At 34.0% G+C, this 19010-nt stretch carries 20 protein-coding genes; 15 read left to right on the top strand and 5 right to left on the bottom strand.

Annotation, left to right across the window (positions count from 1 at the left end):
• The first annotated feature begins 65 nt into the window (after window positions 1-65).
• The 15 genes from cyoE (at window position 66) to tsaB (ending at window position 13501) form a co-directional block, all read left to right on the top strand.
• Window positions 66-968 carry a heme o synthase gene (gene cyoE / locus M0D21_RS12690; protein ID WP_248330042.1) on the top strand — a complete coding sequence of 301 codons (903 nt, stop codon included), beginning with the start codon at window positions 66-68 and terminating at the stop codon, window positions 966-968.
• Window positions 959-1540 carry a cytochrome c oxidase subunit 3 gene (locus M0D21_RS12685; RefSeq protein WP_248330040.1) on the top strand — a complete coding sequence of 194 codons (582 nt, stop codon included), beginning with the start codon at window positions 959-961 and terminating at the stop codon, window positions 1538-1540. Before cyoE ends, M0D21_RS12685 begins: the two co-directional genes overlap by 10 nt.
• 140 nt (window positions 1541-1680) lie before the next feature.
• Window positions 1681-2664, top strand: coding sequence for a cytochrome c oxidase subunit 3 (locus M0D21_RS12680; protein WP_248330038.1), 984 nt, complete (start codon window positions 1681-1683; stop codon window positions 2662-2664).
• Between the two features lie 23 nt (window positions 2665-2687).
• Window positions 2688-3047: a cytochrome C oxidase subunit IV family protein gene (locus M0D21_RS12675; RefSeq protein WP_248330036.1), complete on the top strand. Its 360-nt coding sequence runs from the start codon at window positions 2688-2690 to the stop codon at window positions 3045-3047.
• A 100-nt stretch (window positions 3048-3147) separates the two neighbouring features.
• Window positions 3148-3804 carry a hypothetical protein gene (locus M0D21_RS12670; RefSeq protein WP_248330033.1) on the top strand — a complete coding sequence of 219 codons (657 nt, stop codon included), beginning with the start codon at window positions 3148-3150 and terminating at the stop codon, window positions 3802-3804.
• Between the two features lie 6 nt (window positions 3805-3810).
• Entirely contained in the window at window positions 3811-4545 is a 735-nt protein-coding gene (locus M0D21_RS12665; RefSeq protein ID WP_248330031.1) for an SCO family protein, read from the top strand.
• Window positions 4538-5083, top strand: coding sequence for a DUF420 domain-containing protein (locus tag M0D21_RS12660; RefSeq protein WP_248330029.1), 546 nt, complete (start codon window positions 4538-4540; stop codon window positions 5081-5083). The genes M0D21_RS12665 and M0D21_RS12660 overlap by 8 nt, the downstream gene beginning before the upstream one ends.
• Before the next feature lie 24 nt (window positions 5084-5107).
• Window positions 5108-5338, top strand: a complete 231-nt coding sequence (locus M0D21_RS12655) for a hypothetical protein (protein WP_248330027.1) — start codon at window positions 5108-5110, stop codon at window positions 5336-5338.
• Between the two features lie 220 nt (window positions 5339-5558).
• Window positions 5559-6260 (top strand): ABC transporter ATP-binding protein, encoded by a 702-nt coding sequence (locus M0D21_RS12650; RefSeq protein ID WP_248330025.1) that lies wholly within the window; start codon window positions 5559-5561, stop codon window positions 6258-6260.
• Window positions 6253-7482 carry an ABC transporter permease gene (locus tag M0D21_RS12645; protein WP_248330023.1) on the top strand — a complete coding sequence of 410 codons (1230 nt, stop codon included), beginning with the start codon at window positions 6253-6255 and terminating at the stop codon, window positions 7480-7482. Before M0D21_RS12650 ends, M0D21_RS12645 begins: the two co-directional genes overlap by 8 nt.
• A gap of 15 nt (window positions 7483-7497) precedes the next feature.
• Window positions 7498-8760, top strand: a complete 1263-nt coding sequence (locus tag M0D21_RS12640; RefSeq protein WP_248330021.1) for an ABC transporter permease — start codon at window positions 7498-7500, stop codon at window positions 8758-8760.
• A gap of 46 nt (window positions 8761-8806) precedes the next feature.
• Window positions 8807-9928, top strand: coding sequence for an efflux RND transporter periplasmic adaptor subunit (locus tag M0D21_RS12635; protein WP_248330019.1), 1122 nt, complete (start codon window positions 8807-8809; stop codon window positions 9926-9928).
• A 114-nt stretch (window positions 9929-10042) separates the two neighbouring features.
• Entirely contained in the window at window positions 10043-11377 is a 1335-nt protein-coding gene (locus M0D21_RS12630; RefSeq protein ID WP_248330017.1) for a TolC family protein, read from the top strand.
• A 75-nt stretch (window positions 11378-11452) separates the two neighbouring features.
• Window positions 11453-12742, top strand: coding sequence for an efflux RND transporter periplasmic adaptor subunit (locus tag M0D21_RS12625; RefSeq protein WP_248330015.1), 1290 nt, complete (start codon window positions 11453-11455; stop codon window positions 12740-12742).
• A gap of 96 nt (window positions 12743-12838) precedes the next feature.
• Window positions 12839-13501 (top strand): tRNA (adenosine(37)-N6)-threonylcarbamoyltransferase complex dimerization subunit type 1 TsaB, encoded by a 663-nt coding sequence (tsaB, locus tag M0D21_RS12620; RefSeq protein WP_248330013.1) that lies wholly within the window; start codon window positions 12839-12841, stop codon window positions 13499-13501.
• Here the strand turns inward: tsaB and M0D21_RS12615 are convergent.
• The 5 genes from M0D21_RS12615 to M0D21_RS12595 all read right to left on the bottom strand — a co-directional run bounded on the left by M0D21_RS12615 (window position 13455) and on the right by M0D21_RS12595 (window position 18926).
• Entirely contained in the window at window positions 13455-14159 is a 705-nt protein-coding gene (locus M0D21_RS12615) for a hypothetical protein (protein ID WP_248330011.1), read from the bottom strand. The genes tsaB and M0D21_RS12615 overlap by 47 nt on opposite strands.
• Before the next feature lie 259 nt (window positions 14160-14418).
• Window positions 14419-15123: a hypothetical protein gene (locus M0D21_RS12610; protein WP_248330009.1), complete on the bottom strand. Its 705-nt coding sequence runs from the start codon at window positions 15121-15123 to the stop codon at window positions 14419-14421.
• A gap of 312 nt (window positions 15124-15435) precedes the next feature.
• A complete protein-coding gene (locus M0D21_RS12605) occupies window positions 15436-17538 on the bottom strand; it encodes a thioredoxin domain-containing protein (RefSeq protein ID WP_248330008.1) in 2103 nt (700 codons plus the stop codon).
• A gap of 154 nt (window positions 17539-17692) precedes the next feature.
• Window positions 17693-17893 (bottom strand): dodecin family protein, encoded by a 201-nt coding sequence (locus tag M0D21_RS12600; protein ID WP_248330006.1) that lies wholly within the window; start codon window positions 17891-17893, stop codon window positions 17693-17695.
• Between the two features lie 127 nt (window positions 17894-18020).
• A complete protein-coding gene (locus M0D21_RS12595; RefSeq protein WP_248330004.1) occupies window positions 18021-18926 on the bottom strand; it encodes a NifU family protein in 906 nt (301 codons plus the stop codon).
• Window positions 18927-19010 lie beyond the last annotated feature (84 nt).

Raw genomic sequence — 19010 nt, 5'->3', positions numbered from 1 at the left:
CTAAAAGGCTTTTAAGATATATCTTTGCACCACTTTTAAAAAAGCTTTTAAAAAACGTGCAAAATTTGAGCGTAACCCAAGTTGATACTGCAAAAATCTCTGTTGTACAGGATTTCAAAGAAATTACCAAAATGCGTTTGGCGCTTAGTGTAGTTTTTTCTTCGGTTGCAGGATACCTACTTGGTGTAGAAACTATTTCTTGGACAACCCTTTTTCTTTTAGCTGTGGGTGGATATTTTATGGTTGGAGCTTCAAATGCTTTTAACCAAGTTATAGAGCGAGATCTTGATAAGCTAATGGATCGTACAAAAAACCGTCCAGTTCCTTCTGGGCGAATGTCGGTAAATACAGCATTGGCTATAGCAACACTATTTACGATAGCAGGAATTACCGTGTTGTATGTTATCAATCCGCAAACAGCCATGTTCGGTGCAATATCCATTTTTATATATGTGAGTTTATATACTCCATTAAAAACTAAAACACCACTATCGGTATTTGTAGGAGCTATACCGGGAGCGATTCCTTTTATGCTCGGTTGGGTAGCAGCAACCAATGATTTTGGAATTGAACCAGGAACATTATTTATGGTTCAGTTTTTTTGGCAATTTCCCCATTTTTGGGCAATCGGCTGGTTTTTGTTCGACGACTATAAAAAGGGAGGATTTTTTATGTTGCCAACAGGAAAAAGAGACCAAGGAACCGCAACACAGGTGATTATATATACCATTTGGACAGTAGTAACATCATTAATACCAGTATTTGGTGTAACCGGAAACCTATATCTTACTCCGGTTTCAGGTGTTATAATTTTAATTCTGGGATTGGTATTACTAAAGTCAGCAATTCAATTATATCGTAAAAGAGATAGTAAAACGGCAAAACAATTAATGCTCATGAGTGTTTTGTATATTACACTTTTACAAATTATCTATGTAGCAGATAAATTTATTAGAATATGGATTTAACGCAAGGAACGACGCAAGAAAAGATTAATAGATCCAAAAAAACCATGATGTGGTTTGCTATGGTGAGTATGGCAATGGTATTTGCAGGTCTTACCAGTGCATATGTAGTAAGTAAATCAAGAAAAGACTGGGCAACAGATTTAGAGTTTCCTCAGGCTTTTATTTATAGCATACTTGTTATGTTGTTGAGTAGTGTAACCTTCTTCTTTGTAAAAAAGGCTATAGAGAAAGGGAGTAGAAGTTTAGCAACTGGGTTGTTGTTATTAACTTTGGCCTTAGGTGCGCTATTTGTTTTTCTTCAATTTGAAGGTTTCAATGATATCATGAATCAGGGGTATCATTTTACAGGACCAACGTCAAATATTGTTTCTACTTTTATGTTTATTATCGTAGTAACCCACTTGGCGCATATTGTAGGAGGACTTCTTGTTCTTTTAGTAGTAATTTATAATCATTTTAAACAAAAATATAAACCAGGACAAACCTTAGGTCTTGAATTAGGTGCAATGTATTGGCACTTTGTTGATTTTCTGTGGGTTTATCTGTTCTTGTTTTTATATTTTGTAAAATAAGCTGTAATCAACGAATCTTTGTTCAAAAAATAGATCGAAGGATTCATTATAATTCAACCGAATTAAAAAATAAATTTAAGGAGGTGAAATGATAAAATTGATTATTTTTGTGGAAAATTTAACAATACCAAATTCTATATATGGAAACAACTGTTACTAAAACAGGTACAGAGGACAAAATCTGGGGAGGTGGTAACCAACCGTTAAAGGTGAGTTACGGTAAGATGATGATGTGGTTTTTTATCCTTTCTGATGCACTTACATTTTCAGGTTTTCTTGCTGCTTACGGTTTTTCAAGATTTAAGTTTATTGATTCATGGCCTATAGCCGATGAAGTATTTAATCACTTTCCATTTTTACATGGAGTAGATGCTCCTATGTACTATGTGGCACTGATGACCTTTATACTTATATTTTCTTCTGTAACTATGGTGCTTGCGGTGGATGCAGGGCATCATATGAAACAGAAAAAAGTAATCCTTTACATGTTCCTAACTATTATAGGAGGTTTGATTTTTGTTGGTTCTCAGGCTTGGGAATGGAAGAATTTCATTAAAGGAGAATATGGTGCAGTAGAAACCAAGGGAGGACAAATTTTACAATTTGTAGATGCCGAAGGGCATAGGGTAGCGCTGCATGATATAGCAATCGTTGATACCCACAAAGAAAGGGCTCAACATGAGAGTAAAGTAGGGGTTTGGTATGACAAAGAACCTACGCTTCCTACATATACTATTGATGAAATAAGAGCTGGTTTTTCTAGTAAAAAAGATCTTCTTATAAGAACACAAATTCTGAATGAGAAGGGTGAAAAAACTATTTTGTCTAGAGAGGAGTCTTTAAAGAGATTAAATACAGATGCTATTGGTATTGTAGAAGGAGCTAATCTTGTTCACAACGAATATGGAACACCATTGTTTGCAAACTTCTTTTTCTTTATTACCGGTTTCCATGGTTTTCACGTATTCTCAGGAGTAATTATCAATATAATTATTTTCATAAATGTGATTCTTGGGACCTATGAGAGAAGAAAGAACTATGAGATGGTAGAAAAAGTAGGTCTGTACTGGCACTTTGTAGATTTAGTATGGGTATTTGTATTTACATTCTTTTACCTGGTTTAATAAAAAAATAGAAGATAGATAACATGGCACACGATACAGCGCACCACGAATCAAATACAGGGAGAATCTGGAAAGTATTTTTCCTCCTTTCTGTAATTACTATAGTCGAAGTAATTTTAGGTATTATTAAACCAGCATTTTTGGTAGAAACTACCGTAATAAGTATGAAATTACTGAACTGGATCTTTATCATTCTTACCATCTGGAAAGCATATTACATTACTTGGGCTTTTATGCACATGGAAGGAGAAACAAAAGGATTAAGAAGATCTGTGGTTTGGACAGGGATATTCCTAATTTGTTACCTAATATTTATATTGTTAACCGAAGGAGATTATGTGTTTGAGGTTTTCAAAGCAGGGTACAAAAGCTGGGATTTTTAATCCAACACTTTTATAGTTAAAAGCATTGTAAAAAGACGGTTTTTAGACCGTCTTTTTTTATTTTTGCAAAGTTAATTACATGTAGAAATAAAAGTTATACATGAAAAAATTTCTTGTTTTAGGAATACTGTTTGTGCTACCACTTGTAGCCTATCTATTCTTTGCTTCTGGGGTGCATAATTTTGCTAAACTCCCTGTACTACATTCTGGTGTTGGTACCATTGAAAATTTTGAATCCCTTACTTCTGAACAAATTACGCTTAAAGATAAAATCACAGTTTTAGGTTTTCTGGGTAAGGATATTCATAATAAGCAAGGGAACGCTTTTAATCTGAACCAGAAAATTTATAAAAAAAATCATGGTTTTAGAGACTTCCAGTTTGTAATGATTTTACCTTTTGGTAGTGAAGAAGCTTCAGAAAAAATACTTGAAGAATTAAGTGTGATTACTGATGTATCTCAATGGAAGTTCGTTTTTTCTACTCCAGAAAGTATAAAGACCTTTTATAAGACGCTAAAAGCGCCTCATCAGCTAGATGATTATTATGGAACTAATTTCGTATATATTATCGATAAAGATGGTAATCTTAGAGGCAGAGATGGGAGTGTAAAGAAGGATGAGAAGGAAAAAGTATATGGGTATGATGCTAGTTCGGTTGCAGATCTCTCTAATGTAATGGTAGATGATGTAAAGGTAATCTTAGCAGAGTATCGTTTGGCATTGAAAAAATATAAGGCAGATCGTAAAAGTAAATAATTGGCGATGAAAAAATATTCATACGTTGGAATATCGTTTATAGTATTGGTTTTTGGGATATTATTTATTCCAAAAATTGTAAACCGAATCAAGAACACTTCTGTGGTTAAAAACGATCGCATGAGTGCTAATAATCCAGTGGCTAATGAGAAGCTTGCATATATTAAGATAAACGGTGAGCCAAGAAAAGTTCCAGAATTTGCTTTTTTAAATCAGGATAGTATAGTAATTACTAATCATGATTATATAGGAAAGGTATATTTGGCAGAATTTTTCTTTACTAGTTGTCCTACTATCTGTCCTAAGATGAGTCAAAATCTAGTGTATCTCCAGAACAAATTGAAGGATTATCCTGATTTTGGTGTCGCTTCCTTTACGATTAACCCTAGATTTGATACACCAGGTAGGCTCAAAAAGTATGCAGAGAATTATAAGGTAACCGATCCAGATTGGCATTTTTTAACAGGAGATCGAGAAAATATTTATGAACTTGCCAATGCTGGGTTTAATATATATGCTGCAGAAAACCCTGATGTTCCTGGTGGTTTTGAGCACAATGGATACTTTGCTCTTATTGATCAGGAAGGATACATAAGGTCACGATATGACGCCTCTGGAAATCCAATAATTTACTATAGAGGAACTATTGGGGTGGAAGAAAAAATGGATGAAAATGGCGAAGAGGAGCAAATCACAGTTTTACTTGAAGATATCAAAAAATTATTGAAGAAGGATGAGTAATAGCGCAACACAGGTAGAGAAAAAATATAATAAATGGATTGTGGTTTTGTCTATTGTAATTCCTGTTGCGGTAGCAATGCTGTTTAGGGTTAATTTAAGGAAGATGGGTTTCGATGTAGAACCCTTAACCTTTTTGCCCCCCATTTACGCAACTATAAATGGAATAACGGCAATACTATTGGTTACTGCTTTTTGGGCTGTGAAAAATAAGAAAATCACACTTCATGAACGGTTAATGAAAATGGCAATTGGGTGTTCTGTATTATTTTTGTTAATGTATATTGCATATCACATGACAAGTGATTCTACTGCCTTTGGAGGAGAAGGGGTAATTAGATATGTGTACTATTTTATTTTAGTTACTCATATTATATTGTCTATAGTGATCATACCATTTGTGTTGGTAACCTATGTTCGTGCACTGGCAAAACGTTTCGATAAGCATAAGAAAATAGCTAGAATTACATTTCCAATATGGTTATATGTTGCTGTAACCGGAGTAATTGTTTATATTATGATTTCACCTTATTATGCTTAACATCAACCTTGCAAAGCCTTATCTATGCAAATAAAGACCATATATATAATACTTTTGCTTTTGTTTTTTGCACTACCGGTAGATGCACAATGCTCGATGTGCCGTGCAGTTTTGGAGAGTGAAGAAGGTCAGGAAACTGCAAAAGGCATTAATAATGGGATTGTATACCTGATGATTATTCCTTATGTGTTAATTGGTACGGTGGGATATTTCATCTATAAAAACAAAAAGAAATCTACTGCTCTGAAACAGTAGGAATTACATTACTTAAATTTTTAACATTTTCATAACAGGTTAGTGTGTAACAAAACTTGCATCTTGTTAGTCTTATGTTACAAGGCGCACTAACCAATCAACCAATCTCTAGGTGGGAAAACTAGACGATTGTTTACAACTAGGTATTTTATATCGATGTAGTGAGTCTTAAATAGATAAGGGTATACCTTATTCATTCATCTTAATCAAACGAATAGTAATGATTGAAATCAAAGACTTGCATAAATCCTACCAAATGGGAAGCAATTCGCTTCACGTTCTTAAAGGTATAGATTTCAGTGTAAAAGAAGGCGAGTTAGTAGCCATAATGGGATCTTCAGGATCCGGAAAATCAACACTTCTAAATATTTTAGGAATGCTCGATGAGGCCGATAATGGAAGTTATTTTTTAGATAATGTACCCATTAAAGGTTTAAATGAAACCAAAGCGGCACATTATCGGAACCAGTTTCTTGGTTTTATCTTTCAGTCGTTTAATCTTATTAATTATAAGACCGCACTAGAAAACGTAGCATTACCGCTATACTATCAGAGGAAAAAAAGAAAAGAAAGAACAGAAAAAGCACTTGACTATCTTGGCAAAGTAGGACTATCTAAATGGGCGACGCATCTACCCAGTGAATTGTCTGGAGGACAAAAACAAAGGGTGGCAATAGCAAGAGCCCTAGCGGCAGATCCTAAGGTGTTGTTAGCCGATGAGCCTACAGGAGCACTAGATAGTACCACTTCTTATGAAGTAATGGATATCATTCAAAAAATTAATGATGAAGGTAAAACCATTTTGGTAGTAACTCACGAAGAGGATATTGCTAATATGTGTAAACGTATCGTTCACCTTAAAGATGGTGTAATTGTAGAGGATAAGAAAGTAGAACAAGTAAGAGCTTCGCAATATGTTTGATAGAGATCGGTGGAGAGAAATATTCGAGGCTATAAGTAAGAATAAACTTCGAACATTTCTTTCTGGATTTACAGTTGCATTGGGAATTCTCATTTTTACAATTCTTTTGGGAATGGGGAATGGTTTACTCAATAGTTTTTTGAGCAGTTTTGTAGATGATGCCCAAAATGTAATCTTCATAAGAAGTGGTAATACTTCAAAAGCCTATAAAGGTTTTCAGGAAAACAGAAGAATCCAATTTAAGAATGAGGATTTCGAATTCATTAAAACAAATTACTTAGGCAAGGTCGAGTTTGCTACTCCCAGAATTTATCGCAATGGACTCGCAAAATACGATAAAGAATCAGGTAGTTATAGTATAAGAGCGGTTCATCCCGATCACCAGTATTTGGAGAAAACGATCATGATGAAAGGACGATATCTTAATGAAGAGGATATTAATGATAGAACCAAAAATATCGTAATAGGTAGATTGGTAGAAAAAGATTTGTTTAAAAATGAAAGTGCTCTGGGGAAAATACTTAATGTAGATGGTATTGCATATAAAGTAGTGGGTGTATTTCAGGATAGTGGAGGAGATAATGAGGAACGCATTATATATATGTCTTACAAAACTGTACAGCTCCTTTTTGGAAATAATGATCACCTCGATCAAATCAATATATCCTACAACATAGGAATGGGAACAGAACAGGCTATAAGTTTTTCGAAACAAATAGAGAAAGATTTAAAGGAAAAATTTAAGGTAGCTCCAGACGATCAGAGTGCTATTAGGGTAAGTAGTTTTGCCGAAGATATTAAAGAAACTATGGTAATCCTGGGAGGTATCTACTTGGTTATCTTTATTGTTGGTATAGGTACTCTTATTTCTGGTATTATTGGTATTGGAAATATAATGACTTTTAGCATTAAAGAAAGAACCAAAGAATTAGGAATTAGAAAAGCATTGGGCGCTACACCCAGATCTATTATTGGGATGGTACTTCAAGAATCTATATTAATTACCTCTGTGGCGGGGTATTTAGGATTGGTACTGGGTATTTTGGCGTTAAAATTGATTGGCAACAACCTTGAGGAGTTTTTTATACTCAACCCAAGAGTTGATACAACAGTAATTGTTATTGCTACAATTACTTTGATACTTGCCGGACTTCTAGCGGGATATATACCAGCCAGAAGAGCGGCCAAAATAAAACCTATTGTCGCTTTAAGAGACGAATAGCAAAAAATAAGAATTATGAAATTCATATTTGAAAGAGATACATGGCAAGAAATTTACGGAGCCATTCGTAAAAATAAAATAAGAACCATTATTACGGTAATTGGTGTAACCTGGGGAGTTTTTCTATTCGTTTTCCTCTTAGGTATGGCAAAAGGATTAGATAATAGCTTTAGAAGTCAGTTTAACGATTTTGCAACCAATACCATGTTTGTATGGGGACAGCAAACAAGTATTCCTCATGACGGTTTTAAGCGTGGGAGAAGGATGCAGCTTACGTTAGACGATGTTGATGCTTTACGATCTCAGGTAGATGATATAGAGTATATCACCCCGCGTAATGTAACGGGGCAATGGGGTACGCCTCCTGGCCAATTTGTTAGAGGTTCTAAATCTGGAGCGTTTAAAGTGTTTGGGGATTATTCTACCATAGATAAAGTAGCGAAGAAGAAAATTTTTGATGGCGGAAGGTTTATCAATGATGAAGACACCAAATACGAAAGAAAAGTATGTGTCATAGGAGAAGATATCTACAAACAGTTTTATGAAAAGGACGAAGATCCTATAGGAGATTTTGTAAGGATTAATGGAATTTACTTCAAAGTAGTAGGAGTATACAAGCCTACAAACAATGGGTTTGAAGGAGATGATTCTATTTATTTACCTTTTACCACATTTCAAACCATCTTTAATCAAGGAAAGAATATATCCTGGATGGTGATTACTGCAAAACAAGATAAGAATATTGTAAATACCGAAACAAACATTAAAGAAATGCTGAAGAGGATGCATAATGTACATCCTGACGACACGCAAGCTTTTGGTAGTTTTAATTTGGGAGAAGAAGTAGCAAAGGTAAATGGCTTTTTAACAGGGATGCGTTTAATTACCTATATCGTAGGAATAGCAACTCTTATCGCGGGTGTTATTGCTATTGGTAATGTGCTTCTAATTACCGTGAAAGAGCGTACTCGAGAAATTGGAGTAAGAAGAGCTCTAGGGGCAACCCCTTCAGAAGTAAGAGGGCAAATAATGTTGGAGTCTATTATACTTACTTTTGTAGCAGGATTATTAGGATTTATTTTTGGAACACTCCTGCTATGGGGAATTAATACCGCAATTGGAAATAATGACGACATTCCTATTTTAAACCCAACCGTCGACTTTTTTGCTGTCATAGGAGCAATGATGTCTATAGTGCTGTTGGGAACCTTAATTGGTCTTATTCCTGCTCAAAAAGCAGTAAGTATTCGACCTATTGAAGCATTAAGAGAAGAATAATAAATAATCAGAATAACATACAGTAAAATAATCAATCAGAAATCACATGAAAAAGTTTATCAAAATTCTATTGGTAGTCATTTTAATAGTTACTCTCTTTTTTTCGGGTAAATATATAATTGATTCTAATAGTAAATCACCTATAGTTTTCACCACCGAGAAGCCTTTCAGAACTTCTATTGAAGAAAAAACGGTTGCTACAGGTAAGGTGATCCCAGAAGATGAGGTAGAAATTAAACCTCAGGTATCAGGTATTATAGAAAAAATATATGTCGAAGAGGGAGCTGTTGTTAAAACAGATGACCTTATTGCCAAAGTAAAGGTAGTGCCTAATGAGCAATCATTAAATAGTGCCAGAGGTAGGGTTAAAAATGCTGAGATTAGTCTTTCAAATGCAAAACAAGACTTTGATCGTAACAAGGCTCTTTTTGATAAAGGAGTAATAGCAACACAAGATTTTCAGAATGTACAATTACGTTATGATCAGGCGAAGCAAGAAGTTCAAAATGCTAGAAACGACCTTCAAATTATTCGTCAAGGATCAACTGGTGGTGCACAGGCAATTACTAATATAAGGGCTTCAGTTTCTGGAACTGTTTTAGAGATTCCTGTAGAAAAAGGAGATCAGGTAATTCAAAGTAATAATTTTAATGACGGAACCACAATAGCCACTATTGCCGATTTGAATAAAATGATTTTTGAAGGTAAGGTAGATGAAGCTGAAGTGAACAAACTAAAAATTGATATGCCTCTAAAAGTAAGCCTTGGTGCTATTAGAGATAAAGAATTTGATGCAAAACTAAAGTTTATTGCTCCAAAAGGAAGTGAAGAGCAGGGGGCGGTTCAGTTTAAAATTGAAGGGGAAGTATTTTTAGATAAATCTTATTTTATTCGAGCGGGTTACAGTGCAAATGCATCAATAGTTTTAGATACCAAGGATGATGTTTTGGTGATCAAAGAAGCATTGTTGCAATTTGATAGAGAAACAGAAGATCCATATGTAGAGGTAAAAACAGGGGAGCAAGAGTTTGAAAGACGTGATATCGAAATAGGGCTATCAGACGGGATAAATGTCGAGATATTATCTGGGGTTACCGAAAGTGATGAGATAAAGGTGTGGAGTAAAACCGAACCGATGAAGAAAGAAGGTGAAGAAAATCAAAACTAAAAAACAAAAAAATAATAGTGTAACTTGTTGTTGCTGAGTTATAAAGAGTGGGAATGAAAATGTTTTTGGATTTTTTTTGTAACAACAGGAGTCAATTATATACATATAGACATTATGAGAATTAAAATTTCACTTTTATTACTATTACTTTTAGGAGTCTTCACGACTCAGGGGCAAGCAAAGAAATGGAGCTTACAAGAATGTGTAGAGTACGCTTTAGAAAATAATATATCTATAAAACAATCTGCATTAGATTTAGAAAATGCAGAAATAGATAAATTAGGAGCTTTGGGTAATTTTGTTCCAACAGTAAGTGGATCAGGTACCTTGTCTTCTAACACTGGTGCCAATATTAACCCGGTTACAAATGCTTTTGAAACCAATACCTTTTCATCTTTTACCACACAGGTTAATGTGGGATTAACTTTGTTCGATGGATTGCGTAACCTTCGTCAATTACAAAGAGCAAAAATGAATAGGCTTCTAAGTCAATATAACTTAGGTAAGTCTAAGGATGATATTGCGTTATTTGTGGCCAATAGTTATTTACAGGTATTATTAAATAAAGAATCCCTTAAGGTAATCCAAAAACAACATGAGATTACTTTAGAGCAATTACAAAGAACCAAAGACCTTGTAGAGGCAGGTGTACTTCCGCAGGGAGATCTTTTAGAAATAGAAGCAACATCTGCAGATGAGTTAACCCGTATCGTGCAGGCAGAGAATTCAGTTCAAATTTCACTTATTAGTTTAGCACAAACGTTGTTGATTAAAGACTATGAAAGTTTCGATATTGTAGAGCGAGAGTATTTAGTACCTGGTTCAGAAATGGTTAATAAACCAATAGACCAAATTATAGGTAGAGCAAGAGAAGCTAGATATGAAGTGCAAATTGCAGAACAAAATAAATTGTTAGCAGAAAAAGATGTTCAATTAGCTAGAGGAGGTTATTATCCTACGCTAAGTGCATTTTTTGGATACAATACCAGATGGGCAGATAATGATTTTTTAGATAGAGATTTTACCACTCAATTATATGAGAATGATGGGTTTTCTTATGGGTTACAACTCAATGTTCCAATCTTAAATAGATTTACTGCCAGAACAAATGTAAAGAGAAACCTTATTAATGTTAAGCGTACAGAATTTCAATTAGAGCAGGCAGAATTAGATTTAGATAGTAATGTATATCAAGCCTATCTTGACGCGAAAGGTGCGGCCGAGGCTTTTGAAGCAGCTCAGGTTGCCGTAAAAGCGCAAGAAAGAGCTTATGCATATGCTAAAGATAGATATGATGTTGGATTAACTAATGCTTTTGATTTTAGTCAATCTAAGTTTAGATTAGAAAATGCTCAAAGCCAGGAAGTACAAAACAAATTTGATTATATATTCAAGCTTAAAGTTTTAGAACTTTACTTCGGGATTAAAATAGCAGATATCAAATTATAATATGCAGGCCTCTATTTTTGACTGCTTCATAAAAATATTATAATTTCATATATTGAATTAACTTTAAAGTGAGTCATGAGTAGAAAAACATTACTTTTTATTTTAGTAGCATTATTGATCTTAATCGGCCTTTTGATTTTTGGAAAAAAAGCAGGATGGTTTGGTAAAGAGGGTAACTTTAAAGAAGTAGCCATCTCCAAAATAGAAAAGATCAATATCATAGAAACTGTTTCTGCTACTGGTAAAATCCAGCCAGAAGTAGAGGTTAAGCTCTCTTCGGAAGTTTCTGGTGAGATAATTGACTTACCTATAAAAGAAGGACAGCAAGTAGAAAAAGGAGATCTGTTGGTTCGCATAAATCCAGATATTATTCAGGCAGGATTAAATCGTTCTCAGGCTTCTTTAGAAAATGTTAGAGCTGGTCTACAGCAAGCCGAAGCTAGCCTTAAAGAAGCGAAGCTTAATTATGATAGAAATAAAGAATTATTCGAGAAAGGAGTAATTTCAAAGTCTGAGTGGGATAGAGTAGTTTCGGCATTTGAAGTAGCCGAAGCTTCTAAACAATCTGCTTTTTATAGTGTTCGAAGTGCTCAGGCAACTGTAAATGAAGCAAAGGATAATTTAAGTAGAACAACGATATACGCTCCAATGAGTGGAACAATATCTAAATTGTCTGTAGAGTTGGGAGAAAGAGTTGTAGGAACACAACAAATGGCCGGAACAGAAATTGTAAGAGTGGCTAATCTCAACAATATGGAGGTCGAAGTAGATGTGAATGAAAATGATATTGTAAAAGTTTCTATTGGAGATTCTACTATTGTTGAGGTTGATGCATATCTTAAAAAAGAATTCAAAGGTTTGGTTACCGAAATTGCCAATTCTGCAGAAAGTTCAATAAGTGCAGATCAGGTAACCAATTTCAAGGTTAAGGTTAGAATTCTTGAAGAATCCTACAAGGATTTGATTGAAGGTAAACCAGAAAGTTATTCTCCTTTTAGACCTGGTATGACGGCTACGGTCGATGTTATTACCGATACCCGAAATGATGTAATAGGAGTGCCTATAAGCTCTATCGTGATAAAGAATGATACCACGGCTGTAAAGAAAAAAAAGAGCTCTAAAATTGATACCGATACAAAATCTGAAGAGAAGTTTGAATGTGTTTTTCTTAGAAAGGGAGAAACTGCCAAACTCAAAGTGATCAAAACAGGGATTCAGGACGATACTAACATCGAAATTTTAGAAGGACTTTCTGAAGGCGACGAAGTAATCACCGGACCTTATAATGTGGTAACTAAGACACTAAAAACAGGTGATAAAGTAGTTTCTAAAGAAGAAAAAGAAAAGGAAAATGCTTCAGAATAAATACAGAAGTTTGTTTTTTCAAATTAAGAAATCTTCAAAATCAAAGAATTTTAGTTTACCTATTTAGATTGATTATCTTTGCCTAAATTTTTATAAATGGCATACATTCTCTGTATAGAAACGTCGACTACAAATTGTTCAGTAGCCTTAGCTCTTCATGGAAAAGTAATTGCATCTCTAGAAGATTATGATACCAAATATTCTCATGCAGAGCGATTACATGTGTACATTGATAGGGTTATAAAAGAAGGCGGAATAAGAATAGATCAACTTTCTGCTGTTGCCGTGAGTAAAGGTCCTGGATCCTATACGGGACTTAGAATTGGTGTTTCTACTGCAAAAGGACTATGTTATGCACTTGATATTCCTTTAATCTCGGTTTCTACCTTAAAATCCCTTGCATTGCAAGTAGACGCAGAAGAAAAAGAATTTATTGTGCCAATGCTTGATGCCAGAAGAATGGAGGTATATGCTGCAGTATTTTCAAGCACTAATCAGGAAGTAAGAGAAATTAAAGCAGAAATTCTTGATGAGCTTTCTTTTTCTGAATACCTCGAAAAAGCAAAGGTGTATTTTGTTGGTAATGGAGTAGATAAATTTTCTGCTATTTGTGATGTAAAGAATGCAGTTTTTGTTAAAAATAAACTGCCATCTTCGTTAGAGATGGCAGAATTAAGTTATGCGAAATTCGTTAAAAAAGAATTTGAGGATACTAGTTATTTCGAACCGTACTACTTAAAAGACTTCGTGACGGGTTAGTTTCCATGTTTTTTAAGGCATTATACTTGGCAACTAATCGTAAAAGATCTTCTTCTTTTCTTAGCTTGATTTTTTCCTTTTTCATATAATCTTTCAATTCTTCTCCTTTGTCTTCAAAGGTTAGTAGTAACTCTTTTTTACTAGTTGGAATTTCTACTATTACCTGGTTCTCTTCTAAATAGAATTTGGTAATCATCTTAATCTTACCCATAGTAAGACTACCTGGCATATTTTCTTTTTCTTCAGGATCTGTAATTTCTACTTTAAACCTTTTGTATATTCTATATGTGTCGTTAAGTTCCATTAAGACATAATACCCGTTTCTCTTTGCTCCTCTTCGGGTTTTGAAATTACAGTAATAATAGTAATCGTTATTTATTCTTGCATAGGTTGTAGGGTTTTTACTTAACTCGAATAAATCGGTTCTTGTTTCATATTCTATCGCGTCGGTAAAAATATTGTAGTTTAGTTTGGCCTCGTAAGTTTTTGAGCTTTCATCGATAATAGTAGACTGTTCAAATTTGTTGTTTATATAAATCGAACCTGCGTACTTATCATATTTGGTAATTTTTTCTGAAGACTTAAGAATGTGTTGTGGGATTTGAGCAAAACCTATTTGGGTAATTAAAAGCAAAAGTATTTGTAGTATTTTTCTCATGGTATAGATATTTTGGGAAGACTAATATAGGAATTAAATCGACAAAATGCAAAAAAAACAGGATAAAATGTATGGTTTAAATGTAGTACAGTTCTGTGTTATTGTAAATAAAGCTTCCATTTTATGCCATAGTCCCACTATAGTGGGGTGTTTGTGTAATTTGTTGAAAAAGAAGTTTTTATAATTTGGCAAACAAAAAAACATCTGCCAAGCAGATGTTTTTTTGTTTGTTTAGTCCTAAATTAAGAAAAATATACTTTTAATCTCTTCCACCTCTATTACTTAATAAACTTTGCGAGGGATCAGTATGACTTTTAAGAGCATTATATCGTGCAACGAATCGAATTAAATCTTCCTCTTTCTTAAGTCGAATCTTTTCTTTTTTAAGGTATTCAGATAATTCGGTCTTTTTATCACTAAAAACGGCTAACATTTCCTTTTTATTCATAGGTAATTCTACAATGATACCTTCCTCTTCTACATAGTAGGTAGTAATCATTCTAAGTTCTCCTGGCTCAGGCAATCCAGAGTTTACTTGGGCAGTTCTTTCAGGATCTTTAATCTTCAGTGTTAACCTTTTATAAATTCGATATTTGTCGTTGAGTTCTACCAAAATGTAGTACCCTTCTCTTCCTAGTCCTCTTGGGGTTTTGAAATCGCAATAATAAAAGTAATCTCCATCAATTCTTGCATGTATTGTGGGGCTTTTAACTACTTCAAATAAATTCGAACCCTGAGTATATTCCAAAGCATCGGTGTAGATATTATATTTCAGCTTAGCATCATAGGTGCCTGCTTTTTCATTAATCACGCTCGACTCTTTATATCTAGCTTTCATATACATAGATCCATCATATTCATCGAAGGTAGTAACTTTTTCGGCTGAGGTCAATAAGCTTCTTGGTAATTGAGCAAATAATGATGAAGAAATCATCAAAAGGATTAGGAGTATAGATTGTTTCATATTTTATCGATTTAGGTGTAATAAATGTAAAAAAAGGAGTAATTAAATGCAATTAGAAGGGTTTTTTAGTGAAATTTTTGAGAATTTCTCAATGAATTATTGGAAAACATTTCATTATTCCAAACAAAATCAGCGTTTTACAATAAAATCCACATACTTTTTGTAGGGTAAAACCGTAAAATATGTAAGATTTTAACTACGAAAACGTTGTAATTAACTCGATGTATGTCAATTTTAAACTTTTAAAAGACAAAAAATGAGCGCTTACTTCACAATTCATAAGGTAAAATTCTGAAGTTTCTTAGGGGAAAATTAATGCAGTAATTGATGTGCTTTTTCTGCCTCGTTTACAGGAAATTTACAGGCATTATTGACACAAACATAAAATAGAGTGTCATCTTCAACAAATCTGTTTTTCAATAGTGAACTTTGAGAATCAAAGGTGCTACCTGCTAGTAGTTTATTAGGGACATAGAGGTTGTTGAATTCATGTAGTTTTTCTTTTGCGTCTTTACCTACAATAACTACCTCATAAAAGTCGAAGGTATAGTTCAGCATAAGATCTAGCCAATTTGAATATCCGGAAGGATATGATGCTATTTGGGGTTTTAAATTGTGTAGCATGCTTATACTTATGTCTCTAAAGTTGGTGTTGTCAAAATAATGGGATAGTAAGAATAAGTTTTTGGCCATAACTGAATTTGATGCTGGGATTACATTATCTGCATATTCTATTGTTCTTGCTATGAGTTTAGGATCTTTATCTGAAGTAAAATAAAATATATTCTTGTCCTTATCTAAAAAGTGAGCTGTAGAATAATCGGCTAGTTTTTTAGAGGTATTTAACCATTTTTCATCGAATGTGGTTTGATATAATTCTAGAAAAGCATTAATTACGAGTGCGTAATCTTCTAAATAGCCATTTATAGTGCTTTTGCCATTTTTATAATTATGTAATAAAGAATAATCTTTCTTTAATTGTTTAGATGCAATAAACTCAGCATTCTTTTCGGCTGCAGTTAAAAACTTTTTTTCACCAAATACTCTGTACGCGTCTAAATACCCTTTCAACATCAACGCATTCCATGAAGTTAGTGTTTTGTCATCTAACCTCGGTCTTGATCTTTTCTGTCGAGCATCTAACAAAATTTGTTTCCATTTTTTAACCTTATTAGAGAGCTTGGTCTGATCAATATTTTGGTTTTCTACAAACTCTTTATCGTTATCTTTTCGAATAAGAACATAGTTTCCTTTTTCCCATAGACCATACGCGTTTATATTATAGTATGCTGAAAAAAGATCGTAATCATTGCCAATAAGGTTCTTGATTTCTTCCTTGGTCCAAACATAAAATGCTCCTTCTTCGAGCTCATCACTTTCTGTTGTGCTATCTGCGTCTAAAGAAGAATAAAAAGCACCTTCTTCATTGGTTAGTTCGCGATCTACAAATTCTAAGGTCTCGTAAACGACATCTTTGAACCAAGGGTCTTTGGTCACCAAATAAGCATCAGCATATAAACTTACCAATTGAGCATTATCGTAGAGCATTTTTTCGAAATGGGGGACATGCCATTTCCCATCTGTCGAGTATCTCGCAAATCCTCCACCCACATGATCATAAACACCTCCGAAAGAAATTTTAGTCAAAGTGCCTTTTACAAAATCTAATAATTCTTTGTTTTGAGTCTGGTGAGCATATCGAAGTAAAAATTGGTAATTATTGGGCATCATAAATTTTGGAACTCGCTTGGTTCCTCCTTTTTGATGATCAAAGTTTTTGCTCCATTGGTCTACGGCCGAAGAAATAAACTCCTCTTCAAATACTACCTCATCGGTATTAATCTCAATAAGATCTACTTCTTTAATCCCTTGTTCTAATTTTTCGGCATACTCCAGGAGTTTGTCGGGTTGTTTTTCATACAAGCCTGATATTTGGTTTAACGCATCTACCCAATTCCCTTTAGGAAAATAAGTTCCACCCCATACTGGTCTTCCATCGGGTAAAGTGATAACATTCAATGGCCAACCACCACTCCCAGTCATAAGTTGTACTGCGCTCATGTATACTTGATCTACATCTGGTCTTTCTTCACGATCTACTTTTATGTTAATATACTTATCATTCATTAATTTTGCCACCTCGGGATCTTCAAAACTCTCGTGTTCCATAACATGGCACCAGTGACAGGCTGCATACCCAATACTAATTACGACAAGCTTATTTTCCTTTTTGGCTAAATTAAGTGCTTCTTCTCCCCAAGGTTTCCAATTTACAGGGTTATGAGCATGCTGTAGTAGGTAGGGGCTGCTTTCATTAATAAGGTCATTGGTGAAGGCATGTTGCATAGAGGTGGTTTTATTTTGGCTTGTGCAGGAGAAGGTTATGATGAATATGCTAATTATCCAATATTTCATAGGTGCTAATATTTTTAAAGTATCAGAAAACGCGAACATATCCTTACAGGATGTAATACATTTGAACTGACACCTTTTGCAAAGTTCTAAAAATATAAAAAGCATCTTAATTAGTGTAATTAAGATGCTTTTAAAAAGAAGTTTTATGCTTTTTTTAGTCTATTTCAAAAGAAATTTTAAGATTTACTCTAAATTCAGCAACCTCATTATCTTTTACGATAACCTTTTGATCAGATACCCAAGCAGACTTAATATTTTTTACTGTTTTACCAGCTTGTTTTATTGCGCTTCTTGTCGCGTCGTCCCAACCTTTTTCAGAACTAGCTATTACTTCGATAGTTTTAACAATTGCCATTTAAATAATTTTTTAATTAATATTTTGTGAAATCTTCTCTAAGATACGCGATCCTTTGGGTTTTTTGAAATAAAACTCACTAATATTAAGGCAATGTTTTCGATATAATGAAACAATATTCGTTAAACTACCCATTCAGGGCTTCTACAGAAGCAACTTTGTCCTTGAGCATTTCTTTAAGCATATTTTCGATTCCATTTTTTAAGGTAAAAGTAGACGATGGACAACCGCTACATGCACCTTGTAAAATTACCTTTACGGCTTTGCTTTCAGGATCATAGGAATCAAAAAGAATATTACCTCCGTCACTTGCTACAGCGGGTTTGATATATTCTTCTATAATATTTACAATATCTTTTGAAATGTCATCCAATTTATCGAAATCAACATCGGCTTGCTTTTCGACTTCACTTTTGGCAACAGTTGCATTGGCAGAAAGAACTTCGTTGCCTTGTTCTAAGTATGTTTTTAAGAATTCTCTTAATTCGAGGGTAATGTCATTCCAATCTGCCATATCATATTTCTGTATTGAAATATAATTTTCATCAATGTATACCTCTTTCACAAACGGGAAATGAAACAATTTTTGTGCAAGAGGGGCTTCATTGGCATCATCGATGTTTTTAAACTCGTGTCCCGCTGTTACCAATTTTTTGTTAGCCACAAATTTGATTACTGCTGGGTTAGGGGTACTCTCGGCATAGATAGTTACCGGTACTTTTTTGTTTGTCTCTTCTTCAGTGATTACGGGTTCTCCACTATTTAAGTAGTTTTTAATCTGTTCTGCTACTTCATCCTGTACATCTGCCCACTCTACAATATCATATTTATCAATTGCAACAAAGTTTTGTGCAATAAATACTCTTTTTACAAAAGGTAGGTAAAACAATTGTTGCGCAAGGGGTGAACTTTTAGCCTGATCTATATTTTCAAACTCATAACTTGTATGTTGGGTAAGAAAGTAATTGGCTTCAAACTTTACAATACCAGGGTTTGAAGTAGGCTCTATCTTTATCTCAAAATTCTTTTCCATATTCAAAATTTTGGCAAATTTACTAAAAAGCAGTACGATAACATGAAGATTTTCTTGTCCTAACATATTTTAACTTTATGTTAC

The sequence above is a fragment of the Aquimarina acroporae genome (assembly GCF_023195925.1).
Taxonomy (GTDB): Bacteria; Bacteroidota; Bacteroidia; order Flavobacteriales; family Flavobacteriaceae; genus Aquimarina; species Aquimarina acroporae.
Note: the sequence above shows the minus strand (reverse complement) of the source record. Positions and strands in the feature narration are given on the sequence as shown.

What these genes read in the sequence shown, in the direction of transcription:
- M0D21_RS12650 (WP_248330025.1), top strand. Translation starts at nt 5,559, where the DNA reads ATGATTGAAATCAAAGACTTGCATAAATCCTACCAAATGGGAAGCAAT.
- M0D21_RS12645 (WP_248330023.1), top strand. Translation starts at nt 6,253, where the DNA reads ATGTTTGATAGAGATCGGTGGAGAGAAATATTCGAGGCTATAAGTAAG.
- M0D21_RS12615 (WP_248330011.1), bottom strand. Translation starts at nt 14,159, where the DNA reads ATGAGAAAAATACTACAAATACTTTTGCTTTTAATTACCCAAATAGGT.
- tsaB (WP_248330013.1), top strand. Translation starts at nt 12,839, where the DNA reads ATGGCATACATTCTCTGTATAGAAACGTCGACTACAAATTGTTCAGTA.
- M0D21_RS12685 (WP_248330040.1), top strand. Translation starts at nt 959, where the DNA reads ATGGATTTAACGCAAGGAACGACGCAAGAAAAGATTAATAGATCCAAA.
- M0D21_RS12640 (WP_248330021.1), top strand. Translation starts at nt 7,498, where the DNA reads ATGAAATTCATATTTGAAAGAGATACATGGCAAGAAATTTACGGAGCC.
- M0D21_RS12635 (WP_248330019.1), top strand. Translation starts at nt 8,807, where the DNA reads ATGAAAAAGTTTATCAAAATTCTATTGGTAGTCATTTTAATAGTTACT.
- M0D21_RS12595 (WP_248330004.1), bottom strand. Translation starts at nt 18,926, where the DNA reads ATGGAAAAGAATTTTGAGATAAAGATAGAGCCTACTTCAAACCCTGGT.
- M0D21_RS12665 (WP_248330031.1), top strand. Translation starts at nt 3,811, where the DNA reads ATGAAAAAATATTCATACGTTGGAATATCGTTTATAGTATTGGTTTTT.
- M0D21_RS12655 (WP_248330027.1), top strand. Translation starts at nt 5,108, where the DNA reads ATGCAAATAAAGACCATATATATAATACTTTTGCTTTTGTTTTTTGCA.
- M0D21_RS12670 (WP_248330033.1), top strand. Translation starts at nt 3,148, where the DNA reads ATGAAAAAATTTCTTGTTTTAGGAATACTGTTTGTGCTACCACTTGTA.
- M0D21_RS12610 (WP_248330009.1), bottom strand. Translation starts at nt 15,123, where the DNA reads ATGAAACAATCTATACTCCTAATCCTTTTGATGATTTCTTCATCATTA.
- M0D21_RS12675 (WP_248330036.1), top strand. Translation starts at nt 2,688, where the DNA reads ATGGCACACGATACAGCGCACCACGAATCAAATACAGGGAGAATCTGG.
- M0D21_RS12600 (WP_248330006.1), bottom strand. Translation starts at nt 17,893, where the DNA reads ATGGCAATTGTTAAAACTATCGAAGTAATAGCTAGTTCTGAAAAAGGT.
- M0D21_RS12605 (WP_248330008.1), bottom strand. Translation starts at nt 17,538, where the DNA reads ATGAAATATTGGATAATTAGCATATTCATCATAACCTTCTCCTGCACA.
- M0D21_RS12680 (WP_248330038.1), top strand. Translation starts at nt 1,681, where the DNA reads ATGGAAACAACTGTTACTAAAACAGGTACAGAGGACAAAATCTGGGGA.
- M0D21_RS12660 (WP_248330029.1), top strand. Translation starts at nt 4,538, where the DNA reads ATGAGTAATAGCGCAACACAGGTAGAGAAAAAATATAATAAATGGATT.
- M0D21_RS12625 (WP_248330015.1), top strand. Translation starts at nt 11,453, where the DNA reads ATGAGTAGAAAAACATTACTTTTTATTTTAGTAGCATTATTGATCTTA.
- M0D21_RS12630 (WP_248330017.1), top strand. Translation starts at nt 10,043, where the DNA reads ATGAGAATTAAAATTTCACTTTTATTACTATTACTTTTAGGAGTCTTC.